The organism is Agrobacterium sp. 16-2014-1-2a, assembly GCF_053522705.1.
In genome coordinates, this window is the sequence record NZ_JBNWBX010000001.1 from 1743017 (window position 1) to 1769761 (window position 26745).

A 26745-nucleotide genomic window follows, 5' to 3' on the forward strand; every position below is an offset into this window, starting at 1 on the left:
CCCGATTTATGCAGTAGAAAGCGCTCATGGCAAAACGAGTCACAGGTCCCGAAATCGAAAAACTGATCCAGCTGCTTGCAAAAGTGCCGGGGCTTGGGCCTCGCTCGGCGCGGCGGGCGGCGCTGCATCTCATCAAGAAGAAGGAACAGCTTCTTGGACCGCTGGGCCACGCGATGGGTGAAGCCTATGACAAGGTGAAGATCTGCTCGTGCTGCGGCAATGTCGATACCATCGATCCCTGCACGGTCTGCGCCGATGATAGACGCGACCAGTCGGTCATCATCGTGGTGGAAGACGTGTCGGATCTGTGGGCGCTGGAGCGAGCAGGCGCAATGAATACCGCCTATCATGTGCTTGGTGGCACGCTGTCGCCGCTCGATGGCGTCGGGCCGGAAGATCTGAACATTAAGGGACTGATCGATCGCGTCAGCGCCGGCGGTATTCGCGAGCTCATCATCGCCGTCAATGCGACGGTGGAGGGACAGGCAACAGCCCATTACATCACCGACCGCCTGGCCGATCTCGGCATCAAGATCACCCGGCTTGCGCATGGCGTGCCTGTTGGCGGCGAGCTGGACTATCTCGATGAGGGCACATTGACGGCGGCGCTGCGCGCTCGCACAACGATCTGACGCCTTCTTTCCCTGTCCGTCACTCGAAGAGGAGACCGAATGCGAAACCGATTTGATTCTTTGTTTTGGCGCATTTCCAGACGGAAAACCGGCCTCCACATTTCCTGGAAAAGCCTCAAGGCATTGGCCGCCATTCTTTCCGTTTTTTCAGCAACGGACGCTCTGGCGCAATCCGCGCCGACAGGTGCCGCTGCTGCCCGGTACGATGCCGATTTCAATGCGTGGCTGAAAAAGGAAATCTGGCCGGAAGCGCGCAAGGCGGGAATTTCGCAAAAGACGCTGGAGGCTGCGCTGAGCGGCCTTTCCATCAACTGGAGTCTGCCTGATCTCGTCATCCCCGGCCAGAAGCCGCCGAAGGAACAGAGCCAGAGCCAGGCCGAATTTTCATCGCCCGGCGCTTATTTCTCCGAAAAACGATTGCAGGGGCTTGCCGCCACCGGCCGCTCTCTGGCCGCGACGCATGCCGCCACCCTTCGCCGGATCGAAGCCAAATACGGCGTGCCCGGCGATGTCGTCGTGGCGATCTGGGGCCGCGAATCCGGTTTCGGCCGTGCGAAACTGCCGCATTCGGTTGTCGATGTGCTGGCGACAAAAGCGTATATGTCGACCCGCAAGGAGATGTTCCGCACCGAGCTGATCGATGCGCTGAAGATCGTCGAAAGCGGCGATATTGCGGCCTCGCGCATGATGGGGTCCTGGGCAGGCGCGCTCGGTCAGCCGCAATTCATGCCGTCGAGCTATCTCAAATATGCCGTTGATTTCGATGGCGACGGCCACCGCGATATCTGGAACTCCGTGCCGGACGCATTGGCATCCATAGCGAACTATCTTTCGCAGCGCGGCTGGCAAAGGGATCGCGACTGGGGCTTTGAAGTGTCTATACCCGGCAACGTCTCCTGCGCCCAGGAAGGCCCGGATCTTGCCCGGCCGGTGAGTGCGTGGGCGAAGATGGGGATCACCCGCATTTCCGGAAAGGCCTTTCCATCCAATGACCTCTCCGCCGACGGCATGATGCTTGTGCCAGCCGGGCGGCACGGGCCGGAATTCGTGGTGACGCCGAATTTCTACGTCATCAAGGAATACAATAATTCCGATCTCTACGCGCTGTTCATCGGCAATCTCGCCGACCGCATCTCCCATGGGGCGGGGCCGTTCAAGGGCGAATGGGGCAATGTCGGATCGATGTTGCGCTCCGACGTTCTTGCCATGCAGAAGGCACTGGTCGCCAAGGGCTATGATGTCGGCAAGGCGGACGGGTTGGCCGGCTTCAAGACACGCCGGTCACTGGGCGACTGGCAGGCGAAAAACGGTCTGTCACCGACCTGCTTTCCCGATGCTACGCTGAAAGCCAAGCTGAAATAGCAGCTTACTGGCGACGTGTGAAAACCTCTCCTCCGTCATGTGCGGGCTTGTCCCGAGCATGACATCGCCACTACTTAGCCCTATCGTCTCTCAATGCTGGTCCGTATGTGGCTTGTGGAAGATGTCATCTGTCGGCGGAATGGTCTGCCGCTCGATCATCCGGTGCACGCGGGGCCGTGTCTTGCCGCGATGAAGGGCCAGCAGCCGGTCCCAGGCTTCCGCATCCGCCTGGGTGCGGCGGTGGTTGTGGCGGACATATTCCACCCATGTCAGTACATGGTAGCTTTCCGTCCAGATATCTGGATTTTCCAGATCACGCATCAGGTTCCAGTTGCGCGCGCCATCGCGCAGACGGATGCGGCGACGCTCGGCCATCAAAGGCAGGAATTCGCCGAGATCCTCGTCATGAATTTCATAGTCTATAAGAATGGCAATCGGCCCGCTGCGCGGCTTGATATCGAGCCTTAGCGGCGGTTCGACGAAACGGTTGAGCGGATCGAGATTGAGTGAAGCAAAAGCGGGCATGGCGAGTTTGAGGCCGACGACGACGCCCAGCAGCATCAGCACGCACGAACCGAGAAGCGAATAGGAAATACCGTAATCTTCCGCCAGCTCGCCCCACAGCCAACTGCCGACGGCGATGCCGCCGAAGGTCAGCGTCTGGTAAAGCGACAGCGCCCGGCCCACCACCCAGCGCGGGGCAGAAAGCTGGACGATGGTATTGAACAGGGAAAGCGCCAGAACCCAGCAGGCACCGGCAATAGTCAAAACAAGCGAGGTTACGATCGCGTTCGTGCTGACCGCCGTCACGCCGGAACTGAAGGCGAAGCCCAAAAAGGCGACGCGCACGATCCATTCGCTGGATAGAACCTCGCGAAGTCTGGCGCTGACGAGCGCGCCGCCGATAGCGCCGACGCCGAACGCACCGAGCATGACGCCGTAGGTCAGCGGACCACCCTCGACCAGATCGCGGGCAACGATCGGCATCAGCGCCAGGATGGCGCTGGCGGAAAGGCCGAAGAGAAAGCCACGCACCAGAACCTTGCCTATATTCGGCGACATCGCCACATAACGCATCCCGGCCGATATGGCGGCAAGAAGCTGCTCGCGCGGCAAGGTCGAGGCATATTTGGGCGGCTGCCAGCGAACCAGCGCGTAGATGAGGGCAAAATAGCTGAGCGCGTTCACGAAAAACGCAGCCGCGGCACCAGCGGCAGCGACGATGATGCCGCCGATGGCAGGACCGACGCTGCGGGTGATGTTGAAGCCCACGCTGTTCAGTGTCACGGCAGCGGGCAGATCCTCACGCGGCACCATTTCGCCGACGGACGCCTGCCAGGACGGATTGTTGAGCGCCGTGCCACAGCCGATCATGAAGGTGAAGAAGAGCAGCAACCACGGAGTGAGCCAGCCGGACCAGGCAAAAACCGTCAGCAGCACGGAAGCCGTCAGCATCAGGATCTGAGCGGAAATCATGATGCGGCGGCGGTCGAAACTATCGGCCAGTGCGCCTGAAATCAGCGAAAACATCATGATCGGCAGCGAGGTGGAGGCCTGCACCAGCGCGATCATGTTTTCGGAACTCGACAGCGAGGTCATCATCCACGCGGCGCCAACCGCCTGGATCAGACCGCCGAAATTCGAGGCAAGGCTCGCGATCCAGATTCGTCTGTAAGTCAAATGCCTTAAAGGCGCGAGTGGCGATTTACGGTCAGGCACGATCAGTCCACTTGATGCAACTGCGATTTGTCAAACGGCAACTATAGACAGTGCCGGAAATCATGCCACCCTTTCCGACACGGTGACGGTGAAAATGTGGCCGCAGCCGTGGCTGACGCGCCCTGCCCGCGAAAACCTTGCAATCCTGCCCTAATGGGTCTATATGACCTTTGAAATTCTTGATCGCTTGATGAAGAGTGGGGCCGCAAGGCTCCGCTCTTTTTCGTTAGGCGAACCGGAAACCACGGGCTGAGCGCCCGGTGAAAATCTAAAGACCGGAAGGCCAGATGGCAGACACCGTACATGAACCGCGACTGATAACCGAAACGGGAATCGACCAGCGCATCGCCGAAATCATCGAGCCTGTTTTGACGGGTATGGGATATCTTCTGGTGCGCGTGCGGCTCTCCAACCAGAACGGCATGACCCTGCAGGTGATGGCCGAGCGGGAAGACGGCACCATGACCGTCGAGGGCTGCGAAGCCGTGTCAATGGCGATTTCACCGGTTCTTGATGTGGAAGATCCGGTCGATAAGGCGTATCATCTCGAAGTTTCCTCGCCCGGCATCGACCGGCCGATGGTTCGCAAGTCGGATTTCACCCGTTGGCAGGGCCATCTGGTGAAGGCCGAAACCTCCATTCTGGTCGAAAACCGCAAGCGGTTTCGCGGCAAGATCGTCGAGGTGGATGCGGACGGCTTCAAGCTGGAACGCGACCAGATCGCCTATGGCGACGAACCGACAGTCACCATTCCGTTCAGCGCGCTTTCCGACGCGAAGCTCATTCTGACGGACGACCTTATTCGTGATGCGCTGCGGGCAGACAAGGCGGCAAAGGCCGCCGCCGCAAACCAGAACGACGAAAACGAAGCAGACGAAGACTAATTCCAACGTAAAAGCCCGGAAAACGGGTGATCCCCGCAATTATGCGACTTACGGAGACAAAAAAATGGCAGTGAGTGCTAACCGGCTTGAGCTTCTGCAGATCGCCGATGCTGTGGCGCGCGAAAAGGTCATCGACCGCGAAATCGTGCTTGCCGCAATGGCCGACGCTATCCAGAAAGCCGCCCGCTCGCGCTATGGTTCGGAAACCAACATTCGCGCCGACATCAACTCCAAGACCGGCGAAATCCGCCTGCAGCGTCTTCTGGAAGTGGTAGAGACGGCCGAAGACTATTCGACCCAGATTCCGCTCGAACTTGCCCGCGACCGCAACCCGGACGCCAAGCTCGGCGATTTCATCGCCGATCCGCTGCCGCCGATGGATTTCGGCCGTATCGCCGCACAGTCCGCCAAGCAGGTCATCGTTCAGAAGGTGCGCGAAGCAGAACGCGACCGTCAGTATGACGAGTTCAAGGATCGCATCGGCGAAATCGTCAACGGCACCGTCAAGCGCGTCGAATACGGCAATGTCATCGTCGATCTGGGCCGTGGCGAAGGCATCATCCGTCGCGACGAGATGATTCCGCGGGAAAACATGCGTTATGGCGACCGTGTACGCGCTTACGTCTACGACGTTCGCCGCGAGCAGCGTGGCCCGCAGATTTTCCTGTCGCGTACACATCCGCAGTTCATGGTGAAGCTGTTCACCATGGAAGTTCCTGAAATCTACGACGGCATCATCCAGATCAAGTCGGTTGCCCGTGACCCTGGTTCGCGCGCCAAGATCGCCGTCATCTCGAACGACTCGTCGATCGATCCGGTCGGCGCCTGCGTCGGTATGCGCGGTTCGCGCGTTCAGGCCGTTGTCGGCGAATTGCAGGGCGAAAAGATCGACATCATTCCGTGGAGCCAGGAGCCGGCATCCTTCATCGTCAACGCCCTGCAGCCCGCTGAAGTGGCCAAGGTCGTCCTGGACGAAGAATCCGAACGCATCGAAGTTGTGGTTCCCGACGAGCAGCTTTCGCTCGCCATCGGCCGCCGCGGCCAGAACGTACGTCTGGCATCGCAGCTGACCGGCTGGGATATCGACATCATGACCGAGCAGGAAGAATCCGAGCGTCGCCAGAAGGAATTCAACGAGCGCACGGCACTCTTCATGGACGCCCTCGACGTTGACGAGATGGTTGGTCAGGTTCTGGCTTCCGAAGGCTTCGCGCAGGTTGAAGAACTTGCCTATGTCGATCTTGGCGAAATTTCCTCGATCGACGGCTTCGATGATGACACCGCCGATGAAATCCAGACCCGCGCCCGCGAATATCTGGAACGCCTGGAAGCCGAAATGGACGCCAAGCGCAAGGAACTCGGCGTTGCCGACGAGCTGCGCCAGATCGAAGGCCTGACCTCGCAGATGATGGTCGCTCTTGGTGAAGACGGTATCAAGACCATCGAGGACTTTGCCGGTTGCGCCGCAGACGATCTGGTCGGCTGGAGCGAACGCAAGGACGGCGAGACGAAGAAGTTCGAAGGCATCTTCTCTAAGCTCGACGTATCGCGCGTCGAAGCTGAGAACATGGTTGTGCAGGCCCGTCTTCTGGCAGGCTGGATCACGGCTGAGGATCTGGCTTCCGAAGAAGAAGTCGATGCGGAAGCTACTGAGGAGGCGGATACCGCCGAACAGGAATGACATCGCAGGTGCATGAGCCGGACGAGCTGCCCGAAACCGATGAGGACGGGCGGCTGGAAGGCAACGTCAATGGACGTATGTGCATTGTGACAAGGCAGAGCGGATCTCCAGACGAGTTGATCCGCTTCGTCGCAGGGCCGGACGGCAACGTCGTTCCGGACCTGAAACGCCAATTGCCGGGGCGCGGATGCTGGGTAAAGCCGGAGCGCGCCCTGATAGAGAAAGCCATCGCGAAGAAGATCTTCGCACGGGCACTCAAACGCGACGTCAAGGCCGGGCCGGAGCTTCTCGCTCTTCTCGACCGGCTGATGTCGCAGCAGCTTGCCGGAATGATGAACATGGCGCGCAAGGCGGGTCAGTTCATCAGCGGCGCGACGAAAGTCGATGCCGCCGTCCGTTCGGGGAATGCGATTGCCGTGTTCCACGCAACCGATGCCGCGGCAGACGGCGTGCGAAAACTGGACCAGGCCCGCAAGGCCTGGGAGCTCGGCAGCGATGCCGGCAATGAAATTCCGTCCTTCCGGCTCTTTAGCGAAGCCGAAATGGACGAGTTGATGGGCCAGAATGCTTTTATCCATGCTTGCGCGCTTGCGGGGCAGGCGGGTGAGGGTGTAGTGAAGCGCGCAAAGATGCTTAAGCAGTACCGCCTTGGCGGTCAGCCTGAGGCGGAACGCGACGCTGCCCGGACAGTACAATGACGCGGTTGCCAAACATGAACGGCCGCCGCGTTCCGATGCAGCAATTGAACGACGAGACCTGATGGATGTCATCCGGTTCTCGTCCGTAGGAACGGGAACGGAATGACCGACAACAACGACGACAAGACACTCAATGCGCCGGCCAAGAAGACTCTTACCCTGAAACCGGGCGGGATGAATCAGGGCACCGTGCGGCAGGACATGGGTCGAGGTCGCACCAACGCGGTTGTCGTGGAAACACGCAAGCGCCGCCCCCTGCGTCCCGAAGACGAGAAGCCGGTTCAGCCTGTCGTGGCGGCAGCTCCGGCGCCGAAGCCGGCAGCGCCTGCCCCTTCGGCACCGCGTCCGCAGGCCCCACAGCAACGCATTCAACAGCCGAGCAACCAACAGCAGCGTCCGGGTTCTTCCCATTCGCAGCAGCGCCCCGGCTCGTCCGCACCGCAGCAGCGTCAGCCTGACCGTCCGCGCGGCAACGTTCTGCACGACCTGTCCGCAGGCGAGATGGAAGCCCGCCGCCGTGCGCTGATAGAAGCGCAGGCTCGCGATGTTATCGAAGCCAAGCAGCGCGCCGAAGACGAAGCTCGCCGCAAGGTGGAAGAAGAACAACGCATCGCCGCTGAAAAAATCGAAGCCGAAAACCGCGCTGCCGAAGAGGCTGCTGCGGCAAAGATCGCTGCGAGCCAGCCTGTTACGGAAGCGAAATCCGATCTGTCCGGCGAAAAGCCGGCTGCGACCGCTGCGCCGGCGCCACGCGCTGACGCCCGTCCCCAGCCTGTTGCTCCCCGTTCCACTCCCGCCACGCCCGATGCCGCCGCTCCCCGCGGACGCCGCACCGGTGGTGACGACGAGGACGATCGCGGTGCAGTCCGTCGTGGCAGCAGCCTTCCGGCTCGTGGCAAGGTCGTGGCTCCGGTTCCGGCCAAGCCTGCAGCCCGCCTGAAGACCGAAGAAGAGCGCCGTCGTGGCAAGCTGACCGTGACCGCCGCCAATCTGGAAGAAGATGGTACGCCGCGTGGCCGCTCGATGGCATCCATGCGCCGCCGCCAGGAGAAATTCCGTCGCAGCCAGATGCAGGAAACCCGCGAAAAGGTTCTGCGCGAAGTCATCCTGCCGGAAACCATCACCATTCAGGAACTGTCGCAGCGCATGTCCGAGCGCGCCGTTGACGTCATCAAGTTCCTGATGAAGGAAGGCCAGATGCTGAAGCCGGGCGACGTGATCGACGCCGATCTGGCGGAACTGATCGCGGTCGAATTCGGCCATACGGTCAAGCGCGTTTCCGAATCCGACGTTGAAGAGGGTCTCTTCAACAAGGCTGACGATGAAGGCGAGATGGTTTCCCGTCCGCCGGTCGTGACCATCATGGGCCACGTCGACCACGGCAAGACCTCGCTGCTCGACGCTATCCGTCAGGCGAATGTTGTTGCTGGCGAGGCCGGTGGCATCACCCAGCATATCGGCGCCTATCAGGTCGAAAAGAACGGTCAGAAGATCACCTTCATCGACACCCCCGGCCACGCCGCCTTTACGGCAATGCGTGCCCGTGGTGCGCAGGCAACCGACATCGCCGTGCTGGTTGTTGCAGCCGACGACAGCGTGATGCCGCAGACGATCGAGTCGATCAACCATGCGAAGGCGGCCGGTGTTCCGATCGTCGTTGCGATCAACAAGATCGACAAGCACGAGGCAAACCCTGAAAAGGTTCGCCAGCAGCTGCTGCAGCACGAAGTGTTCGTGGAATCGATGGGTGGTGAAGTTCTTGATGTCGAAGTGTCGGCCAAGAACAAGCTCAACCTCGACAAGCTGCTCGAAGCGATCCTGCTTCAGGCGGAAATCCTCGATCTCAAGGCGGATCCAAGCCGCACTGCGGAAGGCACGGTCATCGAAGCCGAGCTGGACCGTGGACGTGGTGCCGTCGCGACCGTTCTCGTGCAGAAGGGTACACTGAAGCCCGGCCAGATCATCGTTGCCGGCGATCAGTGGGGCCGTGTGCGCGCGCTCGTCAACGACAAGGGCGACCATGTCAAGGAAGCCGGTCCGGCCATGCCGGTCGAAATCCTCGGCCTTTCCGGTACGCCGTCGGCCGGTGACCGTTTTGCGGTTGTCGAAAACGAAGGTCGTGCTCGCGAGATCTCCGAATACCGCCAGCGTCTGGCTCGCGACAAGGCTGTCGCCCGCCAGACCGGTCAGCGCGGCTCGCTGGAACAGATGATGAGCCAGTTGCAGACTTCGGGATTGAAGGAATTCCCGCTGGTCATCAAGGCGGACGTGCAAGGTTCGGTCGAAGCCATTATCGCTTCGCTCGACAAGCTCGGCACAGACGAAGTCCGCGCTCGTGTCGTTCACTCTGGTGCTGGTGCCATCACGGAATCGGATATCTCGCTTGCCGAGGCATCGAACGCCGCGATCATCGGCTTCAACGTTCGCGCCAACGCACAGGCACGTACGGCGTCCGAACGCGCCGGTATCGAAATCCGCTACTACAACATCATCTACGATCTGGTGGATGACGTGAAGGCGGCGATGTCGGGTCTGCTTTCGCCGGAACGTCGCGAGACCTTCCTCGGCAATGCCGAAATTCTCGAGGTGTTCAACATCACCAAGGTCGGTAAGGTCGCGGGTTGCCGCGTCGTCGAGGGCAAGGTGGAACGTGGTGCGGGTGTGCGTCTGGTGCGCGACAACGTCGTTATCCACGAAGGCAAGCTCAAGACCCTCAAGCGCTTCAAGGACGAAGTCAACGAAGTGCCTGTTGGTCAGGAGTGCGGTATGGCCTTCGAGAATTACGAAGACATTCGCGCCGGCGACACCATCGAGTGCTTCCGCGTCGAACACATCACGAGAACGCTCTAAGCGTCTCGCCGCAAAACAGGACTTTTCTGTCGGGCGCCGGCTTCACCGGCGCTCGCTCCGTTTGAGGCATTACTTATGGCAAAAGCTACATCATCGGCCCCTTCGCAACGCATGCTGCGTGTTGGCGAACAGGTGCGCGCCGCACTGACCCAAATTCTCCAGCGCGGCGAAGTCCGCGACGATCTGATCGAAGGCACCGTCATTTCCATCTCGGAAGTGCGCATGTCTCCCGATCTCAAGATCGCGACCGCTTACGTGACGCCGCTTGGCGTTGCGGATCATACCGACATCATCACGGCGCTCAACCGCCATGCCAAGTTCATGCGCGGCCGCCTCGGCCCGCAGCTGCGGCAGATGAAGTACATGCCGGAACTGCGTTTCCGCGACGATACGAGTTTCGACAACTACCAGAAGATCGACGCACTCCTGCGGTCACCGGAGGTGCAGCGCGATCTGGGACCTTCGAACGAAAAAGACGACGAACAGAACTGAAGCATGTCCAAACCACGCAAACAGCAGAACCGCAAACCCAAGGGCCGCCCGATTTCGGGCTGGCTCATTCTCGACAAGCCGCTCGATTTCGGCTCAACCGAAGCCGTTTCCAAGATCAAATGGCTGTTCAACGCCCAGAAGGCAGGTCACGCCGGAACACTCGACCCCTTGGCGTCCGGCATGCTGCCGATTGCCCTCGGTGACGCCACCAAGACCGTTCCTTACGTCATGGACGGCCGGAAAATCTACGAGTTTACCGTCACCTGGGGTGAAGAACGCGCAACCGACGATCTGGAAGGCGAGGTTGTCAACTCCTCCGACCAGCGCCCGGACGAACAGGCGATCCGCGATATTCTGCCCAATTATACCGGCGTGATCATGCAGACGCCGCCGCAGTTTTCCGCCATCAAGATTGCCGGTGAGCGGGCCTATGATCTGGCGCGTGAAGGCGAAACGGTGGAGATTCCCGCGCGCGAGGTGGAAATTCACCGTCTGACGCTGCTCGCCTGCCCCGACGCTGACACCGCTCATTTCGAAGTGGAATGCGGCAAGGGTACCTATGTGCGGGCGCTTGCGCGCGACATGGGCCGGGATCTCGGCTGTTTCGGTCATATTTCGCAATTGCGCCGTACCATGGTCGCGCCATTCGGCGAGGACATGATGGTACCGCTCGAAACCTTGACGGCGCTCGAAGCCATCGAAGACCGCGACGAGCGGCTTGAAGCGCTCGATGCTTTTCTGATCGACACGGCGGAAGCGCTTTCATCCCTTCCCCACCTCATCATCAATGATGATCAGGCACACCGGCTGAAGATGGGCAATCCGATCCTGCTGCGCGGGCGTGATGCGCCGGCCAATCACCCGGAGGCCTATGCCACTGCGCATGGCAAGCTCATTGCCATCGGAGAGATCGGCGAGGGCGAATTCCGGCCGAAGCGCGTTTTCGGTTGAGACGAGCCTTGAGGGGCGCCGTCAATCGCCTCTTTCAATTGTACCCGGAATAGTTTATAGGCAGCGCCAGCTTGGGCTTTGCCTATGCTGCCGAATGGCCAGAGCTGGACGACATCCCGGCTCTAGGCGTCCCATTTTTCCTTAAAATAGAAAGGATCGTCCGATGTCGATTACTGCAGAGCGCAAAGCCGCCCTCATCAAGGAATATGCAACGAACGAAGGCGACACCGGTTCTCCGGAAGTTCAGGTCGCTATTCTGACCGAGCGGATCAACAACCTGACCGGTCACTTCAAGGACCACAAGAAGGACAACCACTCCCGTCGTGGCCTTCTGACGCTGGTTTCGAGCCGCCGTTCGCTTCTCGACTATCTGAAGAAGAAGGACGAAGCCCGTTACAGCAAGCTGATCGGTGCTCTCGGCATTCGCCGCTAAAACCTTATCCGGCGGGTTTCGCAACGATACCCGCCGGTTTTTATATCTGGCCTTTTGAAGGTCATCTTCAATTTCCGGGCGTTCGCCATAGATGTGGCCCCCGGACGATAAGGCAGCCCCGGATGGGCCGGTGCAGCCTTTTCAACCGCAGACCTGTCATGGGGCAGGATTGCCGGATGCTTGCACCTTGAAAGCCTCCGGCTGTCTTGCCCGTGATTGCGTCGTTCGTTGCCCCCTCGCAAGGCGGGCATACACAAACAAGGACAAGATATGTTCAATAAACACTCCGTGGAAATCGAATGGGCTGGCCGCCCGCTGAAGCTCGAGACAGGCAAGGTTGCCCGTCAGGCTGACGGCGCCGTCATCGCAACCTACGGCGAGACGATGGTTCTTGCGACGGTGGTTTCCGCAAAGTCTCCGAAGCCTGGACAGGACTTCTTCCCGCTCACCGTGAACTACCAGGAAAAGACCTACGCAGCCGGCAAGATCCCCGGCGGCTATTTCAAGCGCGAAGGCCGTCCGTCGGAAAAGGAAACGCTGGTTTCCCGCCTGATCGACCGTCCGATCCGCCCGCTGTTTCCTGAAGGCTACAAGAACGACACGCAGGTTGTCGTAACGGTCATTCAGCACGACCTCGAAAATGACCCGGACGTTCTGTCGATGGTTGCCGCATCCGCTGCGCTCACACTGTCTGGCATTCCTTTCATGGGCCCGGTCGGCGGCGCGCGCGTTGGTTACATCAACGGCGAATATGTTCTGAACCCGCATCTTGATGAGATGGATGAATCGGTTCTGGATCTGGTTGTTGCCGGCACGCAGGACGCCGTCCTGATGGTGGAGTCGGAAGCCAAGGAACTCAACGAAGACGTCATGCTCGGCGCCGTCATGTTCGGCCATCGCGGCTTCCAGCCGGTTATCGACGCGATCATCAAGCTCGCTGAAGTTGCCGCCAAGGAACCGCGCGAATTCGAACCGGAAGATTTCTCCGCACTCGAAAACGAAATGCTCGGCCTTGCCGAAACCGAACTGCGCACCGCCTACAAGATCACCGAAAAGGCTGCCCGTTACGCCGCCGTCGACGCCGTAAAGGCGAAGGTCAAGGCTCACTTCCTGCCGGAAGAAGGCGAAGCGAAGTATAGCCCTGAAGAAATCGGCGCTGTCTTCAAGCACCTTCAGGCGAAGATCGTTCGCTGGAACGTTCTCGACACCAAGAGCCGCATCGATGGCCGCGACCTCTCGACCGTTCGTCCGATCGTTTCGGAAGTTGGCATCCTGCCGCGTACGCACGGCTCGGCGCTGTTCACCCGTGGTGAAACCCAGGCGATCGTTGTTGCGACGCTCGGCACCGGCGAAGACGAACAGTATGTCGACAGCCTGACCGGCATGTACAAGGAACGTTTCCTTCTGCATTACAACTTCCCGCCCTACTCGGTCGGTGAAACGGGCCGTATGGGCTCCCCGGGCCGTCGCGAAATCGGTCACGGCAAGCTCGCATGGCGCGCTATCCGTCCGATGCTGCCGACTGCGGAACAGTTCCCCTACACGCTGCGCGTCGTATCCGAAATCACCGAGTCCAACGGCTCTTCGTCGATGGCAACGGTTTGCGGCACCTCGCTTGCACTGATGGACGCTGGCGTACCGCTGGCCAAGCCAGTTGCCGGTATCGCCATGGGCCTTATCCTCGAAGGCGAGCGCTTTGCGGTTCTCTCCGACATCCTGGGTGACGAAGATCACCTCGGCGATATGGACTTCAAGGTTGCAGGTACTGCCGACGGCATCACCTCGCTGCAGATGGACATCAAGATCGCCGGTATCACCGAAGAGATCATGAAGATCGCTCTGGAGCAGGCACAGGGTGGCCGCAAGCACATCCTCGGCGAGATGGCGAATGCCATCACCGAGAGCCGCGGCCAGCTTGGCGAATTCGCACCGCGCATCGAAGTGATGAACATTCCGGTCGACAAGATCCGTGAAGTCATCGGTTCGGGCGGCAAGGTCATCCGCGAAATCGTCGAAAAGACCGGCGCCAAGATCAACATCGAAGACGACGGCACCGTCAAGATCGCTTCTGCTTCCGGCAAGGAAATCGAAGCGGCCCGCAAGTGGATCCATTCGATCGTTGCAGAACCGGAAGTCGGCCAGATCTACGAAGGTACGGTCGTCAAGACCGCTGACTTCGGCGCTTTCGTCAACTTCTTCGGCGCCCGCGACGGCCTCGTTCACATCTCGCAGCTCGCTTCCGAGCGTGTCGCCAAGACCTCCGACGTCGTCAAGGAAGGCGACAAGGTCTGGGTCAAGCTGATGGGCTTCGACGAGCGTGGCAAGGTTCGCCTGTCCATGAAGGTTGTCGACCAGGCAACCGGCAAGGAAGTTGCCGCAGACAAGAAGAAGGAAGATGGCGAAGCCGCTGCCGAGTAAGGCAGCCTCGCCAGACCCTATCGAGGCGCGGGTTTTGCCCGCGCCTTTTTTCTATTCCATCTTGAGGACGCTCCAATGAGCCGTGATGCTGTTAAAACCCTTTTCCATCCCTTTGCCGCAGAGATGCTCGACTTGCCGAAAGAGGGCGAGCGCGTTCTGTTTCTGGGAGCGGAAGCCGGCCCGCGGCTAGACGGTTTTAACGCTGACATCGTCTCGGTTCAGAATTTTCGACCGCTTTACCGGGCTCTTCAGGCGCAGAACGCAGAGGTCACGCCGGATATTTCCGGCGAGGACTACGATGCGGCGTTGCTGCTTTGCGGCAAACATCGCGGCGAAAACGAAAACCGCGTCGCTGAAGCGCTCTCTCGCGTCAAGGCGGGTGGGTTGATCGTGGCGGCGGGATCGAAGGAAGACGGCATCCTGACGCTGCGCAAGACGCTGGCAAAGCTTGGCATCGAGGCGGAATCGACGCCGAAGTACCACGGCGTCGCCCTCTGGTTCAAACGGCCGGAAGACGTTGCATCTGCCGTGTCGAAACTCGCGCAACATTCCGTTACGGTTGCTGGCCGTTTCACCGCCATGCCCGGCATGTTCTCGCATGACCGCGTGGACGATGGCTCGGAGCTGCTCGCGTCGCGCCTGCCGACCGACTTCGACGGCAACGCCGCCGATTTCGGCGCAGGCTGGGGTTATCTCTCGGTCATGCTGGCGGAAAAATCGCCGCGCACGGCGCGTATCGATCTTTTCGAAGCGGACTGGAACGCGCTCGAATTCGCCAAAACCAATCTTCTTGAAAACAATCCGCGACTGACGGCGCGCTTCTTCTGGCAGGACCTTGCAAACGAGCCGCCGAAAGAAAAATACGACCTCATCATCATGAACCCGCCTTTCCACGCGGCAGGACAGGCGGCAGAACCCGCTCTCGGTCAGGCCTTTATCAAGACGGCTGCCGGCGCGCTTCGCAACGGTGGAAAGCTGCTGATGGTCGCCAATCGCGGCATGCCCTATGAGCCGGTGCTGGCGGCGGAATTCCGCACCAGCGCCGAGGTATGCCGCAACGCGCGCTTCAAGATCCTGAGCGCCCAGAAGTAAGCAATTCGAGCATCATCAGCTCAAAAGCCATGCCCACAGCGACACGGAAAGAACACCGGTCGCCGTGGAAATGCTGATTGTGGAGGCCGCAACGCTGTGGCCGATGCCGAAGCGGTTGGCGATCAGCCATGCATTCACCCCTGTCGGCACCGACGAGGTGAGCACGAGGGCAGCTGTCCATTCCCGGCTGAGGCCGAGAGCATGGCCCATGGCCCACACGCAGGCGGGCAGAAGCAGCAGTTTGAAAACCGTCATGGTGACGGCAATCCCCAGATTACCGCGAATGGTGTATTTCGTCAGCGCCATACCGAGCGAGATGAGCGCTGCCGGTCCCGCCATGGACGCGATCTGGTCAACCACGGTCTTGAGGATGGGCGTGAGCGTCACGCCTGAAACATTGGTCGAAAGCCCGATGAAAAGTCCGATCACCAGCGGATTTGTGATGAGGTTGCGGCCGACCTGCCTGAAGACAGAAGCCATGCTGCGCTTTTCGCCGCCCACCGCCTTATGAGTGGCGTTCTCCATCAGGATGGTACCGGCAATCATCATGACCGGCAGATGGATGGCCAGCAGAATGGAGAGGGCGACCAGCCCCTCATCCCCGATGGACCGCCCGACGAGCGGCAGGCCGATGAAGATATTGTTGGCAAAGGCCGAGGATATACCGGCTATGACGGCGATGCGACTATCCTGCTTGAAGATGTACCGCGTGACGATATGCCCAACCGTCCAGGTTACGGCCACGCCGGCGAAATAGGTCAGCCACAGCCGGAAGGGCGACGCGCCATGAAAATTCGCCTCCGCAAGGGTGCGGAAGATCAACGTCGGCACGGCGATCTTGAACACGAAATCGCTGAGAATCTCACCGGCATCAGCTCTGAACAAGCCGGCCTTGACGGTTAGCCAGCCGATCAGGATAAGAATGAAAATCGGAGCGACGTTCGCGGCAACGGCAGACATGGAGGGAGAGCTTTCGCGGCTTTTGCGGGAGATACTCCGCTTTAGAGCCTTTTCCAAGGGAATGGAATCGCGAAAACGCTGCACCCCGATGTTTCATTCAATACGCGACGTAGCTCCGTCAGGTATTTTTGCAGAAAGCCCCTCAAAACCGGTCACTGGATCAAACGGCGCTGCGGTCGGCTTGTCGAGCACCGTCTAATGAAAACCCGCTTGCGGCATTTAAAAAGGGTCGCCGCAAAGGTGGACCAAAAGAAAAAGCGGGGTTTCCCCCGCCTTTTGTCATATCCGTTATACGCCGTCAGTACATCCGTGACGGGGATAACGGGTGAGCCAGAAGACGTCATGTCTTCTATTCTGGTACGTATTCACGCACCGTTTGCTCTGATCGGAGTGATAGCTTAACCACATTACAGGCACATGACGCGTTTCTGTCTCTGGTGGAGAACCGCATATTTTCCCTTTGGGCTTTTCTTGCCGCCAGAATTGTTTAAGACCATTCAAAAATGTGCACCCTGCAAACCGGATAGGGCCTATGACGAAATTCGACGTACTGACTGTCGGCAATGCCATCGTCGACATCATTTCCCGTTGTGATGATCGCTTCCTCAATGATAACGCCATCACCAAGGGCGCGATGAACCTCATCGACGCGGAGCGGGCCGAACTGCTCTATTCGCTGATGGGACCCGCGCTCGAGGCCTCCGGCGGAAGTGCGGGCAACACGGCGGCGGGCGTGGCGAATTTCGGTGGCAGGGCGGCTTATTTCGGCAAGGTGGCCGAAGATCAGCTCGGCGAAATCTTCCAGCACGATATCCGCGCGCAGGGCGTCTATTTCGAAACGAAGCCGGAAGGCACGTTTCCGCCGACTGCCCGCTCGATGATCTTCGTCACGGAAGACGGTGAGCGCTCTATGAACACCTATCTCGGCGCCTGCGTCGATCTCGGTCCGGAAGATGTAGAAGAAGACGTCGTGGCGAACACGAAGGTCACCTATTTCGAAGGTTACCTGTGGGATCCGCCGCGCGCCAAGGATGCCATTCGCGATTGCGCCCGCATTGCGCATGAGAACGGCCGTGAAGTCTCCATGACGCTTTCAGACAGTTTCTGCGTAGGCCGATACCGCGAAGAATTTCTCGACCTGATGCGTTCCGGCACCGTGGACATCGTTTTCGCCAACAAGCAGGAAGCTCTCTCGCTCTATGAAACCGACGATTTCGAGCTGGCGCTGACGAAAATCGCTGCCGATTGCAAGATCGCAGCGGTGACGATGAGCGAAGAAGGCGCCGTTATCCTGCGCGGCACGGAACGCGTGAAGGTAGAAGCCTATCCGGTGTATGACGTGGTCGACACAACGGGTGCCGGCGATCTTTTCGCCGCCGGCTTCCTTTTCGGTTACACGCAGGATCGGTCTCTGGAAGACTGCGGCAAACTCGGCTGCCTTGCTGCTGCAGCCGTCATTCAGCAGGTCGGGCCGCGTCCGATGTCATCCCTCAAGGCGCTGGGCGAGAAAAACGGCCTTATTTAAAGGCCTCGCCGGGATAAGCACCCCAGATTTCACCCTGCGACACCCAGCCTGAGGCCTGACCGGCCTCGGCGCGGCACCAGTCGCCGTTGCATTCACCGATCCTGAAGACGACACCCGGCTCCAGCCGGGCGATGACGGAGGCGCCCGACTGTGCGTCGCGGCGCATGTTCACGTAGACATCCTTGCCCTTGCCGCGCATCCACGGCGCGGCGACGGCCGTGCGCTCGCCGGAGAGCAGCGCCTGGTTAACCCAGCCTTCCGTGCCATCGGCATCGCGGATGCGCCGCCAGTTCTCATATTCCTGAATGATTTCAACCGGCATTCCCGATTTCATATACATCCAGGAAACGGCATAATCCGTGCTGGGTCCGATGCGCATGTTGACGCGCTTGGATTTCAGGCTGACAAAACGCGGCAAAGGCAGGCCGCTTGCGCCTTTGGCAGCGCCTTGCGCCATGGCCTCGTTCGCCACACCAAAGAGGCCCAGAGACAATGCAATGCAAACCATAGAAACCACACTGCGCATGCCCATTTCCGTTTCCTGCCTTCTGCAAACCGGATTAAATTCGAGGAGGCTCGTTTCCACACGCCTCAAGCTTCGGCGAGTTTTATTTGTCTTCGCCGGTGGGTCTGGTAGAAACGCCCTGATTGAAAGAAATTATCGCTCTTTCTGGTTAATGACTTCTGAACAAGGCAGCGGCAAACGATGACCCACAAGAAGAGACCGACAGTCTATATCACCCGCAAATTGCCTGACGTCGTCGAAACCAGAATGCGGGAACTCTTCGATGCCGAACTGAATATCGACGATACGCAGCGCCGCGAGGAAGAGCTTGTGGCCGCCATGCAGCGGGTCGACGTTCTGGTGCCGACCGTCACGGACCGCATCACCGCCGCCATGATCGAGAAAGCAGGGCCGCAACTGAAGCTGATCGCCAGCTTCTCCAACGGCATAGACCATGTGGATGTGGACGCGGCCGCCCGAAAGGGCATCACAGTGACCAACACGCCCAACGTGCTGACCGAAGACAGCGCCGATATCACCATGGCGCTGGTACTGGCCGTGCCGCGCCGCCTGATCGAAGGCACGCGCGTACTTGCCAATGGCGCCGACGAATGGCTGGGCTGGTCGCCGACCTGGATGCTGGGACGGCGCATTTCCGGCAAACGCATCGGCATTGTCGGCATGGGCCGCATCGGTACGGCAGTTGCGCGGCGCGCCAAGGCTTTCGGCCTCTCCATACACTATCACAACCGCAAACGCGTCAACCCGGCGACGGAAGCGGAGCTTGAGGCAACCTATTGGGACAGCCTCGACCAGATGCTGGCGCGGGTGGATATTGTTTCCGTCAATTGCCCCTCCACACCTGCGACCTATCACCTGATCTCGGCACGACGGCTCGCTCTGATGCAGCCGACAAGCTACATCGTCAACACGGCGCGCGGCGATATCATCGATGAGGCGGCAATGATCCAGTGCCTGCGCGACGGAAAGATCGCCGGAGCCGGTCTCGATGTCTACGAGAACGAGCCGGCAATCAATCCCAAGCTCATCAAGCTCGCGAGAGAAGGCAAGGTCGTGCTGCTTCCCCATATGGGCTCGGCAACGATTGAGGGCCGGATCGAGATGGGTGACAAGGTCATCATCAACATCCGCACGCTTTTCGACGGACATCGACCGCCGAACCGGGTGCTGCCGGGGCGGAACTGAACCGGTTCAGACAAGCCGTGTCTGCTCGTGACATGGGACGGAGAAGCAGGCCTTTAAGCGGATCAAAAATTGAGCCGTCTCAGCCGAGGAATTTAGTCATTTCAATCGAAGTCGTGCGGTCATAACCCGGATGGGCGTTTTCAGCGGTTTTGATGAAACCCCAGGCGGCGAATTTCGCATGGTTGCCGACAAGCTCGATGCGCGTTTCCAGCCGCAGCGCCGGTAACGCCAATTCGCGGGCCAATGCTTCGGCCCGTTCCAGAAGCATTTTGCCGATGCCTTTGCCCTGCGCTTTCAGAGAGACGCACAGCTTGCCGACGTAAAGGCAGGCCGGTGGTTCCTGCCGGCAAAACAGGCAGCCAACAATCTCATCACCATCCAGCGCCACGAAAGCGGTCTCCGCCCTCGCCTTCTCCGCGAGATTTTCGAGCGTCAAACGGTGAGCGGACGATGGTGGGTCGATGACGCCGTCCATATAGGCGAAGGACAACATGATAAGCGCAAGCAGCTCCTGCCAGCGCTCGAATTCTTCGCCAATCCTTGTGATCTCAGTCATGTTTTTTTCCAGCAGGGCGGCGCTTGTAACGCACGGTTTCGAAGCGGGCCGACAGGGCGTCATAGAGAAGCAGGCGGCCGACCAATGGCTCGCCGGCTGCGGTGATCACCTTGATGGCCTCCATGGCCATGATCGTGCCGATCACGCCGGTCAAAGCGCCGACGATGCCCGTTTCCGCGCAATTCGGAATAAGCCCCTGCGGCGGTGGCTCGGGAAACAGATCGCGATACCCCGGCAGCAGATTACCATCGGCACCCGCCTCATAGGGTTTCAGCACCGTTACCGAACCATCGAAACGGCCGACAGCGCCCGTTACCAGCGGCCTTTTCGCAGCTTCTGCGGCATCGGCAGCGGCATAACGTGTGTCGAAATTATCAGAACCGTCGATAAGGAGATCGAAGGATGGCAGATGGGTGTGCGCCCAGATCTGCGAAAAACGCTCCTCAAAAACAAGGGTACGCACATGCGGGTTGAGCCGGGCGATGGCTGCGCGGGCGCTTGCCGTTTTCAGCTCACCGATCGTGCCGGTATCGTGAATCACCTGCCGCTGGAGATTGGAAAGGGAGACCACGTCGTCATCGATCAGGCCAAGCGTGCCAACACCGGCTGCAGCAAGATAATGAAGGACAGGCGCGCCGAGGCCACCAGCCCCGATTACCAGCACCCGCGCGGCCTTCAGACGCTGCTGCCCGGAACCGCCGATTTCCGGCAAGAGAATATGGCGCTTGTAGCGTTCGATTTCGTCCGGGCTCAGCGGGTCCATGTCGCACTCCATTTTTTCGCTGTCATGCCGTGATGCCCCCGTGGGAAACATTGAAGAATTGCGCCCTGTTGCCAAGGGCGGAGAACATTGCCGCATCCGTTCCGGTCATGAAACTCTGACCACCGAGCGCGTGAATGAGATCGAACAGAGCCGCCCGCCTGCCCTCATCCAGATGCGCGGCAATTTCGTCGAGCAGCAGAACCGGCGCATGGCCGGTCATATTGGCGGTGAGCTGGGCATGCGCAAGCACCAATCCCACCAGCAGCGCCTTCTGTTCTCCGGTCGAGCAACGCTCTGCCTCCATGTTCTTTTCCGCATGGCGCACGAACAGATCGACACGGTGCGGTCCATCAAGCGTGCGGCCTGCCGCCGCGTCTCGATACCGGCCTTCGCGCAGCATAAGCCTATACTCGTCTTCCAGATCGACAGCCGGCCGGTTGAGCGTGTCGTCCATGAAACCCGAGAGCGCCAGCGCTGCAGAGGGGAAGGCAGCATTGCCGGAACGGCCTTCGATGAGGCTCTTCAAAAGACCCAACATTTCATAGCGCGCGAGCGCCATGGAAATGCCGAGTTCCGCCATCTGCTTCTCGATACCGTCCAGCCAGACCGGATCGAAACGGCCTTCCGAAAGCAGACGGTTGCGGCCGCGCATGGCCTTTTCGAAGTCGCTTGCCCGCCGTCCATGCGCGGGATCGAGCGAGAGCACTAACCGATCGAGAAAACGCCGGCGATCCGAGGATGAACCGGTAAAAAGCCCATCCATGGCAGGCGTCAGCCACAGCACCCGCAGATGATCCGTCAATTCATCGACAGACTTCACCGATGTCCCGTTCAGCCTCAGGCGGCGCGACACTACCTCGCCGTCACCCTCGATCCCGGTTCCGATAGCGACCTCGCCGTCCATGCCGTCGACATCCGCAAAAATCGAAAAACCGGCGGCCTCCGCCCCCACTCGCGTCACATCGGACAGGGTGGCGCGGCGCAGGCCCCTTCCGGGCGAAAGAAACGAAACGGCCTCCAGGAGATTGGTCTTGCCGGAACCGTTGTCACCCGTCAGCACCACGTGGCGGTCATCCAGCGCAAGCGACGCCGCCGCATAGTTGCGGAAGTCCGTGAGTTTCAGCCGTAAAAGCGACACCTTATTCGTCATCTGTACGGCCTAAAACGAACATAGCTGGATAGCAAGGTGGGGAATGCGTCGTCCGCATTGAACATAATGCCACCACACCGCAATCCAGTCTCCAGTAGCAACTTTTTGAGCGGCCGGTTATTTATGCGTGGTCCCTCATTATCGGTAACCCCATCCATGCGCCTGATTTTTTCGCTCCTCCTCGCTTTCAGCCTTCTTTCATCCTGCGCGGGCAGACCGGGGGCGGATGTGTTGCAGGCCATAAACACCAAGACCACCGATACGAAAATCGTGACAGCCTATGTGGCGAGCACGCGGGAGAAAAACAACGAGGCCAAAAAGGGCTTTAGCGCTGGGCGGGCGGCTGAGCTGAATTATGCGCGCTTCGACATTTCCATTCCTCCCAGCCATAAAAGCGGAAATATCGAATGGTCCAAAGGTAAGCCGAACCCGAGCAAGGATTTTGTCGTCACCAAAGCCGATATGCTGACGAAAACGCGCTTCAATTCCGATCTTAGCGACGTCACCCGCTCCGGCAAGCAGATTGCGCTTTTCGTGCATGGCTATAATTACAGCTATCAGGAAGCCTTGTTCCGTGCGGCACAAATGGCAGCCGATGCCAATATGGATGGTGTGCCGCTGGTCTTTTCCTGGCCGTCACAGGCGAGCGTCACCGGTTACGTGGCCGACAAGGAATCAGCGACCTATTCGCGAGACGCGCTGGCCATGGTGCTGACCGACCTTACCAAGCAGAAACCGAAAAAAAGCATTGTCGTGTTCGGTCACAGCATGGGCGGCTGGCTGGTCATGGAAGCGCTGCGACAATTGCGCTTCGAAGGCAGGAACGATGTGCTCTCCAAACTACAGGTAGTGCTGGCCGCGCCGGATATCGACGCCGATGTTTTCCGCAAGCAGATCGAGGTGGTGGGAAGGCTCAATCCGCCGCTCACCATTCTCGTCTCCAAGGACGACCGCGCCCTGAAGGCTTCCTCCATCCTGGGGGCCGATGTCACCCGCATCGGCGCGCTGGATGTGACCGATCCTCAAGTGCAGGAAGCCGCCCTGAAAGAGGGCGTTCAGTTCGTTGACATCTCCAAGCTCAAGGCATCGGATCCGCTCAACCACGACCGCTATGCGGCACTCGCGTCGCTGGTGCCACAACTGGAGGCGAGCCGGAACGGCAACGGCGAAAACGGCATAGGCCGCGCGGGTGCCTTTGTGTTCGATGCTATCGGGGCAACGGTATCCAGCCCCTTCCGGCTTGCGAGCCAGGTCGTGAACCCGCAATAACTTTTGCGGGTTCTTGGCGACAACCGGTTCAGAAATCCCAGTCTTCGTCTTCTGTGGCGACCGCCTTGCCGATGACATAGGAAGAGCCGGAGCCGGAGAAGAAGTCGTGGTTCTCGTCGGCATTGGGAGACAGCGCCGAGAGGATCGCAGGATTGACCCGGCAAGCCTCGGGTGGAAACAGCGCCTCGTAACCCAGATTCATCAAGGCCTTGTTGGCGTTGTAATGCAGGAACTGCTTGACGTCTTCCGTCAGGCCAACGCCGTCATAGAGGTCTTGGGTATATTTGGCTTCGTTGTCGTAAAGCTCAAGCAAAAGATCGAAGGCGAAATCCTTGATCTCCTGTTTTTCCGCTTCGCCCAGACGTTCGAGCGCGCGCTGGAACTTGTAGCCGATGTAATAGCCATGCACGGCCTCATCGCGAATGATGAGACGGATCAAATCGGCCGTGTTGGTAAGCTTGGCGCGACTTGACCAGAACATTGGCAGGTAGAAGCCGGAATAGAACAGGAAGCTCTCCAGAAACACGCTGGCGACCTTCATTTTCAACGGATTTCCGCTATCATATTCGCGCATGATGAGCGCGGATTTGCGTTGCAGGAATTCGTTCTCCTCCGACCAGCGATAGGCGTCATCGACGTCAGGCGTGGAGCAGAGCGTCGAGAAGATCGAGGAATAGGAGCGGGCGTGGACCGCCTCCATGAAGGAGATGTTGGAAAGCACCGCCTCCTCGTGCGGCGTCGCCGAATCCGCCATCAGGCGCACGGAACCGACGCCGTTCTGGATCGTGTCCAGCAATGTCAGCCCGGTGAAGACGCGGATCGTCAGGGTCTGCTCTTCCGGCTTCAGCGTTCCCCAGGACGGGATATCGTTGGAGAGCGGCACCTTTTCCGGTAGCCAGAAATTCGATGTCAGGCGATTCCAGACTTCGAGATCCTTGTCATCCTCGATGCGGTTCCAGTTGACCGCGCGAATACGGGACGCGGGTTTTACGGCAATATTCATTGTCTTGTCCCTCAATTCAGAGCGTGCAGGATACGCAGCCCTGAACCTGCGTGCCTTCCAGCGCCATCTGGCGCAAACGGATGTAGTAGATGGTCTTGATGCCTTTTTTCCAGGCGTAGATCTGCGCCCGGTTGATATCGCGCGTCGTTGCCGTATCGCGGAAGAACAATGTCAGCGACAGGCCCTGATCGACATGCTGGGTGGCCGCCGCATAGGTATCTATGATCTTTTCCGGACCGATTTCGTAGGCATCCTGATAATATTCGAGATTGTCGTTCGAAAGGTAGGAAGCCGGATAATAAACACGGCCGATCTTGCCTTCCTTGCGAATTTCAATCTTCGAGACGATGGGATGGATCGAGGAGGTCGAGTGGTTGATATAGGAGATCGAGCCTGTGGGCGGCACGGCCTGAAGGTTCTGGTTATAGAGGCCGGTCTCCATGACGGCCTGCTTCAACGCTTTCCAGTCCTCCTGTGTCGGAATGGAAATGCCGGCTTTCTCAAAAAGGTCGCGGACCTTTTCCGTCGCGGGCAGCCATTCCCGGTCGGTATATTTATCGAAGTAGTCGCCCGAGGCATATTTGGAGTTTTCAAAGCCCTTGAAGCTCTGGCCCCTTTCAGTGGCAAGGCGATTGCTGGCGCGGATGGCGTGATAGGTCACCGTGTAGAAATAGATATTGGTGAAATCGATGCCCTCTTCGGAGCCGTAGAAGATGCGCTCGCGCGCCAGATAGCCATGCAGGTTCATCTGACCAAGCCCGATGGCGTGGCTCGCATCATTGCCCTTTTCCACGGAAGGGACAGACGAGATGTGGCTCATGTCCGAAACGGCCGTCAGCGCCCGGATGGAGGTTTCGATCGTCTTGCCGAAATCAGCCGAATCCATTGCTGAAGCAATGTTGAGCGAGCCGAGATTGCAGGAAATATCCTTGCCCATATGGCTGTAAGAGAGATCGTCGTTGAACTCGCTCGCCTCGCTGACCTGTAGGATTTCCGAGCAGAGATTGCTCATGCTGATACGGCCGGCGATCGGATTGGCGCGGTTAACCGTATCCTCGAACATGATATATGGATAACCGCTTTCGAACTGAATTTCTGCGATGACTTGGAAGAACTCGCGTGCCTTGATCTTCTTCTTGCGGATGCGACTGTCGGCGACCATTTCCTGATATTTTTCGCTGACGGAAATCTCGGTGAACGGCACGCCATAGACCCGCTCAACATCATACGGCGAGAACAGGTACATATCCTCGTTGTTTCTCGCGAGTTCGAAGGTGATATCAGGGATCACCACGCCGAGCGAAAGGGTTTTGATCCGGATTTTTTCGTCGGCGTTTTCGCGCTTGGTATCGAGGAAACGCATGATGTCGGGGTGATGGGCATGCAGATAGACCGCGCCAGCGCCCTGGCGCGCGCCAAGCTGGTTGGCGTAGGAGAACGAATCTTCCAGCAGCTTCATGACAGGAATGACGCCGGAGGACTGGTTTTCGATCTGTTTGATCGGCGCGCCGGCTTCGCGAATATTGGTCAGGGACAGTGCTACGCCACCGCCACGCTTGGAAAGCTGCAATGCTGAATTGATGGACCGGCCGATGCTTTCCATATTGTCTTCCACACGCAGCAGAAAACAAGAAACCAGTTCACCGCGGCTTTTCTTGCCCGCGTTGAGAAAGGTCGGGGTTGCCGGCTGGAAGCGGCCGGAAATGATTTCATCCATCAGATCGCGGGCAAGCTGCTCGTCGCCACGCGCCAGAGCCAGCGCCACCATACAGACGCGGTCCTCATAACGCTCCAGGTAACGCTTTCCGTCGAAGGTCTTCAGCGTATAGGACGTATAATATTTGAAGGCGCCGAGAAATGTCGGAAAACGGAACTTTCTGGCATAGGCCTCGTCGTAGAGGTCACGGACGAAATTGAAGGAATACTGGTCCAGCACCTCCTGTTCGTAATATCCCTCGGTCACGAGATAATCGAGCTTTTCCCTGAGATTATGGAAAAACACCGTGTTCTGGTTGACGTGCTGAAGGAAATATTGCCGTGCCGCAAGGCGGTCCTTGTCGAGCTGGATCTTCCCATTTTCATCGTAGAGGTTCAGCATCGCGTTCAGCGCGTGATAGTCCAGTCCCGCGTCCAGGTGTTTCTGCGCGGCGGTTACTTGTTGTTTGGCATCCGTGTTGCGCACCGCGCTCGAGGTCAGCGTGTCCAAAATCGTTCCAATCCATGATTGACGTTGGCGACATCTTCCTCCGTGCCGAGAAGCTCGAAGCGGTAGAGAAACGGCACCGCGCATTTACGCGACACGATATCTCCGGCGGATGCGAAAGCTGCGCCAAAATTCGTATTTCCCGCCGCGATGACGCCGCGAATGAGATTTCGGTTTGAGGGCTCGTTCAAAAACCGGATAACCGGTTTCGGTACCGCTCCTTTCATGCCGCCGCCCCCATAGGTGGGGGTGACGAGAACATAGGGCTCCGACACGTGAGGAACGTCTTCCTCGGCGCCGAGCGGCAGGCGAAGCAATCGTCGCCCCAGTTTCTGAAGGAAGCGATGAGTGTTCTCAGACCGGCTGGAATAATAGACGATCAGCCCCATCGCA

At 59.1% G+C, this 26745-nt stretch carries 23 protein-coding genes; 14 read left to right on the forward strand and 9 right to left on the reverse strand.

The window, feature by feature from the left end; all coding sequences use genetic code 11:
* The first annotated feature begins 26 nt into the window (after positions 1-26).
* Together recR and ACQZ45_RS08710 are read left to right on the forward strand one after the other, a co-directional pair.
* Positions 27-632 carry a recombination mediator RecR gene (recR, locus tag ACQZ45_RS08705; RefSeq protein ID WP_003514308.1) on the forward strand — a complete coding sequence of 202 codons (606 nt, stop codon included), beginning with the start codon at positions 27-29 and terminating at the stop codon, positions 630-632.
* A gap of 123 nt (positions 633-755) precedes the next feature.
* On the forward strand, positions 756-1994 hold the full coding sequence (locus ACQZ45_RS08710; protein ID WP_370647620.1) for a lytic murein transglycosylase: 1239 nt from the start codon (positions 756-758) through the stop codon (positions 1992-1994).
* A 90-nt stretch (positions 1995-2084) separates the two neighbouring features.
* On the opposite strand, the gene ACQZ45_RS08715 is transcribed toward ACQZ45_RS08710, so the two are convergent.
* Positions 2085-3713: an MFS transporter gene (locus ACQZ45_RS08715; RefSeq protein WP_076843882.1), complete on the reverse strand. Its 1629-nt coding sequence runs from the start codon at positions 3711-3713 to the stop codon at positions 2085-2087.
* Positions 3714-4000: 287 nt separating this feature from the next.
* On the opposite strand from ACQZ45_RS08715, the gene rimP reads away from it, so the two are divergent.
* The 9 genes from rimP (at position 4001) to ACQZ45_RS08760 (ending at position 15212) form a co-directional block, all read left to right on the forward strand.
* Complete coding sequence (gene rimP / locus ACQZ45_RS08720) at positions 4001-4597, forward strand: ribosome maturation factor RimP (RefSeq protein WP_003514299.1); 597 nt, start codon at positions 4001-4003, stop codon at positions 4595-4597.
* Between the two features lie 64 nt (positions 4598-4661).
* Positions 4662-6278, forward strand: a complete 1617-nt coding sequence (gene nusA / locus ACQZ45_RS08725; protein WP_003514298.1) for a transcription termination factor NusA — start codon at positions 4662-4664, stop codon at positions 6276-6278.
* Positions 6275-6976: an RNA-binding protein gene (locus ACQZ45_RS08730; RefSeq protein ID WP_003514297.1), complete on the forward strand. Its 702-nt coding sequence runs from the start codon at positions 6275-6277 to the stop codon at positions 6974-6976. Before nusA ends, ACQZ45_RS08730 begins: the two co-directional genes overlap by 4 nt.
* A 102-nt stretch (positions 6977-7078) precedes the next feature.
* On the forward strand, positions 7079-9826 hold the full coding sequence (infB, locus tag ACQZ45_RS08735; protein ID WP_065688455.1) for a translation initiation factor IF-2: 2748 nt from the start codon (positions 7079-7081) through the stop codon (positions 9824-9826).
* Between the two features lie 75 nt (positions 9827-9901).
* Positions 9902-10318, forward strand: a complete 417-nt coding sequence (gene rbfA, locus ACQZ45_RS08740) for a 30S ribosome-binding factor RbfA (protein WP_003507167.1) — start codon at positions 9902-9904, stop codon at positions 10316-10318.
* Positions 10319-10321: 3 nt separating this feature from the next.
* Positions 10322-11269: a tRNA pseudouridine(55) synthase TruB gene (gene truB, locus ACQZ45_RS08745; protein ID WP_003514295.1), complete on the forward strand. Its 948-nt coding sequence runs from the start codon at positions 10322-10324 to the stop codon at positions 11267-11269.
* A 163-nt stretch (positions 11270-11432) separates the two neighbouring features.
* A complete protein-coding gene (gene rpsO, locus ACQZ45_RS08750; protein ID WP_003514294.1) occupies positions 11433-11702 on the forward strand; it encodes a 30S ribosomal protein S15 in 270 nt (89 codons plus the stop codon).
* A 270-nt stretch (positions 11703-11972) separates the two neighbouring features.
* The gene (gene pnp, locus ACQZ45_RS08755) at positions 11973-14120 is read left to right on the forward strand and encodes a polyribonucleotide nucleotidyltransferase (protein ID WP_003514278.1); all 2148 of its coding nucleotides are present in this window, start codon (positions 11973-11975) and stop codon (positions 14118-14120) included.
* Positions 14121-14195: 75 nt separating this feature from the next.
* Positions 14196-15212, forward strand: coding sequence for a class I SAM-dependent methyltransferase (locus ACQZ45_RS08760; RefSeq protein ID WP_003514275.1), 1017 nt, complete (start codon positions 14196-14198; stop codon positions 15210-15212).
* A 15-nt stretch (positions 15213-15227) separates the two neighbouring features.
* Here ACQZ45_RS08760 and ACQZ45_RS08765 read toward each other — a convergent pair whose 3' ends face one another.
* On the reverse strand, positions 15228-16172 hold the full coding sequence (locus tag ACQZ45_RS08765; RefSeq protein ID WP_013635221.1) for an AEC family transporter: 945 nt from the start codon (positions 16170-16172) through the stop codon (positions 15228-15230).
* A gap of 532 nt (positions 16173-16704) precedes the next feature.
* On the opposite strand from ACQZ45_RS08765, the gene ACQZ45_RS08770 reads away from it, so the two are divergent.
* Positions 16705-17697, forward strand: a complete 993-nt coding sequence (locus ACQZ45_RS08770; protein ID WP_003514270.1) for an adenosine kinase — start codon at positions 16705-16707, stop codon at positions 17695-17697.
* Here the strand turns inward: ACQZ45_RS08770 and ACQZ45_RS08775 are convergent.
* Positions 17690-18223, reverse strand: coding sequence for an SH3 domain-containing protein (locus ACQZ45_RS08775; RefSeq protein WP_003514268.1), 534 nt, complete (start codon positions 18221-18223; stop codon positions 17690-17692). The two genes, ACQZ45_RS08770 and ACQZ45_RS08775, sit on opposite strands and share 8 nt — an antisense overlap.
* Positions 18224-18403: 180 nt before the next feature.
* Between ACQZ45_RS08775 and ACQZ45_RS08780 the strand changes: the two genes are divergently transcribed.
* Positions 18404-19408, forward strand: coding sequence for a 2-hydroxyacid dehydrogenase (locus tag ACQZ45_RS08780; RefSeq protein ID WP_003514267.1), 1005 nt, complete (start codon positions 18404-18406; stop codon positions 19406-19408).
* A 79-nt stretch (positions 19409-19487) separates the two neighbouring features.
* Here ACQZ45_RS08780 and ACQZ45_RS08785 read toward each other — a convergent pair whose 3' ends face one another.
* From ACQZ45_RS08785 to recF, 3 genes are read right to left on the reverse strand one after another with little or no spacing between them, the layout of a single operon-like run.
* Positions 19488-19964 carry a GNAT family N-acetyltransferase gene (locus ACQZ45_RS08785; protein ID WP_113291287.1) on the reverse strand — a complete coding sequence of 159 codons (477 nt, stop codon included), beginning with the start codon at positions 19962-19964 and terminating at the stop codon, positions 19488-19490.
* Entirely contained in the window at positions 19957-20727 is a 771-nt protein-coding gene (locus ACQZ45_RS08790) for a molybdopterin-synthase adenylyltransferase MoeB (protein WP_003514265.1), read from the reverse strand. The genes ACQZ45_RS08785 and ACQZ45_RS08790 overlap by 8 nt, the downstream gene beginning before the upstream one ends.
* A gap of 22 nt (positions 20728-20749) precedes the next feature.
* The gene (gene recF / locus ACQZ45_RS08795; protein WP_025592007.1) at positions 20750-21877 is read right to left on the reverse strand and encodes a DNA replication/repair protein RecF; all 1128 of its coding nucleotides are present in this window, start codon (positions 21875-21877) and stop codon (positions 20750-20752) included.
* Positions 21878-22033: 156 nt separating this feature from the next.
* On the opposite strand from recF, the gene ACQZ45_RS08800 reads away from it, so the two are divergent.
* A complete protein-coding gene (locus ACQZ45_RS08800; RefSeq protein WP_113291288.1) occupies positions 22034-23146 on the forward strand; it encodes an alpha/beta hydrolase in 1113 nt (370 codons plus the stop codon).
* A gap of 28 nt (positions 23147-23174) precedes the next feature.
* Here the strand turns inward: ACQZ45_RS08800 and nrdF are convergent, their stop codons facing one another.
* The 3 genes from nrdF to nrdI are packed head-to-tail and all read right to left on the reverse strand — an operon-like array spanning position 23175 to position 26741.
* Positions 23175-24149, reverse strand: coding sequence for a class 1b ribonucleoside-diphosphate reductase subunit beta (gene nrdF, locus ACQZ45_RS08805; protein WP_003514262.1), 975 nt, complete (start codon positions 24147-24149; stop codon positions 23175-23177).
* Positions 24150-24165: 16 nt separating this feature from the next.
* Positions 24166-26355 (reverse strand): class 1b ribonucleoside-diphosphate reductase subunit alpha, encoded by a 2190-nt coding sequence (nrdE, locus tag ACQZ45_RS08810; protein ID WP_075807520.1) that lies wholly within the window; start codon positions 26353-26355, stop codon positions 24166-24168.
* Positions 26343-26741, reverse strand: coding sequence for a class Ib ribonucleoside-diphosphate reductase assembly flavoprotein NrdI (nrdI, locus tag ACQZ45_RS08815; protein WP_003514252.1), 399 nt, complete (start codon positions 26739-26741; stop codon positions 26343-26345). The genes nrdE and nrdI overlap by 13 nt, the downstream gene beginning before the upstream one ends.
* Positions 26742-26745 lie beyond the last annotated feature (4 nt).

Excerpts from the sequence above, each read along its gene's own strand:
- truB (WP_003514295.1), top strand. The coding sequence starts at position 10,322 with ATGTCCAAACCACGCAAACAGCAGAACCGCAAACCCAAGGGCCGCCCG.
- nrdI (WP_003514252.1), bottom strand. The coding sequence starts at position 26,741 with ATGGGGCTGATCGTCTATTATTCCAGCCGGTCTGAGAACACTCATCGC.
- ACQZ45_RS08765 (WP_013635221.1), bottom strand. The coding sequence starts at position 16,172 with ATGTCTGCCGTTGCCGCGAACGTCGCTCCGATTTTCATTCTTATCCTG.
- rimP (WP_003514299.1), top strand. The coding sequence starts at position 4,001 with ATGGCAGACACCGTACATGAACCGCGACTGATAACCGAAACGGGAATC.
- recF (WP_025592007.1), bottom strand. The coding sequence starts at position 21,877 with ATGACGAATAAGGTGTCGCTTTTACGGCTGAAACTCACGGACTTCCGC.
- recR (WP_003514308.1), top strand. The coding sequence starts at position 27 with ATGGCAAAACGAGTCACAGGTCCCGAAATCGAAAAACTGATCCAGCTG.
- nrdF (WP_003514262.1), bottom strand. The coding sequence starts at position 24,149 with ATGAATATTGCCGTAAAACCCGCGTCCCGTATTCGCGCGGTCAACTGG.
- ACQZ45_RS08730 (WP_003514297.1), top strand. The coding sequence starts at position 6,275 with ATGACATCGCAGGTGCATGAGCCGGACGAGCTGCCCGAAACCGATGAG.
- ACQZ45_RS08760 (WP_003514275.1), top strand. The coding sequence starts at position 14,196 with ATGAGCCGTGATGCTGTTAAAACCCTTTTCCATCCCTTTGCCGCAGAG.
- ACQZ45_RS08800 (WP_113291288.1), top strand. The coding sequence starts at position 22,034 with ATGCGCCTGATTTTTTCGCTCCTCCTCGCTTTCAGCCTTCTTTCATCC.
- ACQZ45_RS08770 (WP_003514270.1), top strand. The coding sequence starts at position 16,705 with ATGACGAAATTCGACGTACTGACTGTCGGCAATGCCATCGTCGACATC.
- rpsO (WP_003514294.1), top strand. The coding sequence starts at position 11,433 with ATGTCGATTACTGCAGAGCGCAAAGCCGCCCTCATCAAGGAATATGCA.
- rbfA (WP_003507167.1), top strand. The coding sequence starts at position 9,902 with ATGGCAAAAGCTACATCATCGGCCCCTTCGCAACGCATGCTGCGTGTT.
- ACQZ45_RS08780 (WP_003514267.1), top strand. The coding sequence starts at position 18,404 with ATGACCCACAAGAAGAGACCGACAGTCTATATCACCCGCAAATTGCCT.
- infB (WP_065688455.1), top strand. The coding sequence starts at position 7,079 with ATGACCGACAACAACGACGACAAGACACTCAATGCGCCGGCCAAGAAG.
- ACQZ45_RS08775 (WP_003514268.1), bottom strand. The coding sequence starts at position 18,223 with ATGCGCAGTGTGGTTTCTATGGTTTGCATTGCATTGTCTCTGGGCCTC.
- ACQZ45_RS08790 (WP_003514265.1), bottom strand. The coding sequence starts at position 20,727 with ATGGACCCGCTGAGCCCGGACGAAATCGAACGCTACAAGCGCCATATT.
- nusA (WP_003514298.1), top strand. The coding sequence starts at position 4,662 with ATGGCAGTGAGTGCTAACCGGCTTGAGCTTCTGCAGATCGCCGATGCT.
- pnp (WP_003514278.1), top strand. The coding sequence starts at position 11,973 with ATGTTCAATAAACACTCCGTGGAAATCGAATGGGCTGGCCGCCCGCTG.
- ACQZ45_RS08785 (WP_113291287.1), bottom strand. The coding sequence starts at position 19,964 with ATGACTGAGATCACAAGGATTGGCGAAGAATTCGAGCGCTGGCAGGAG.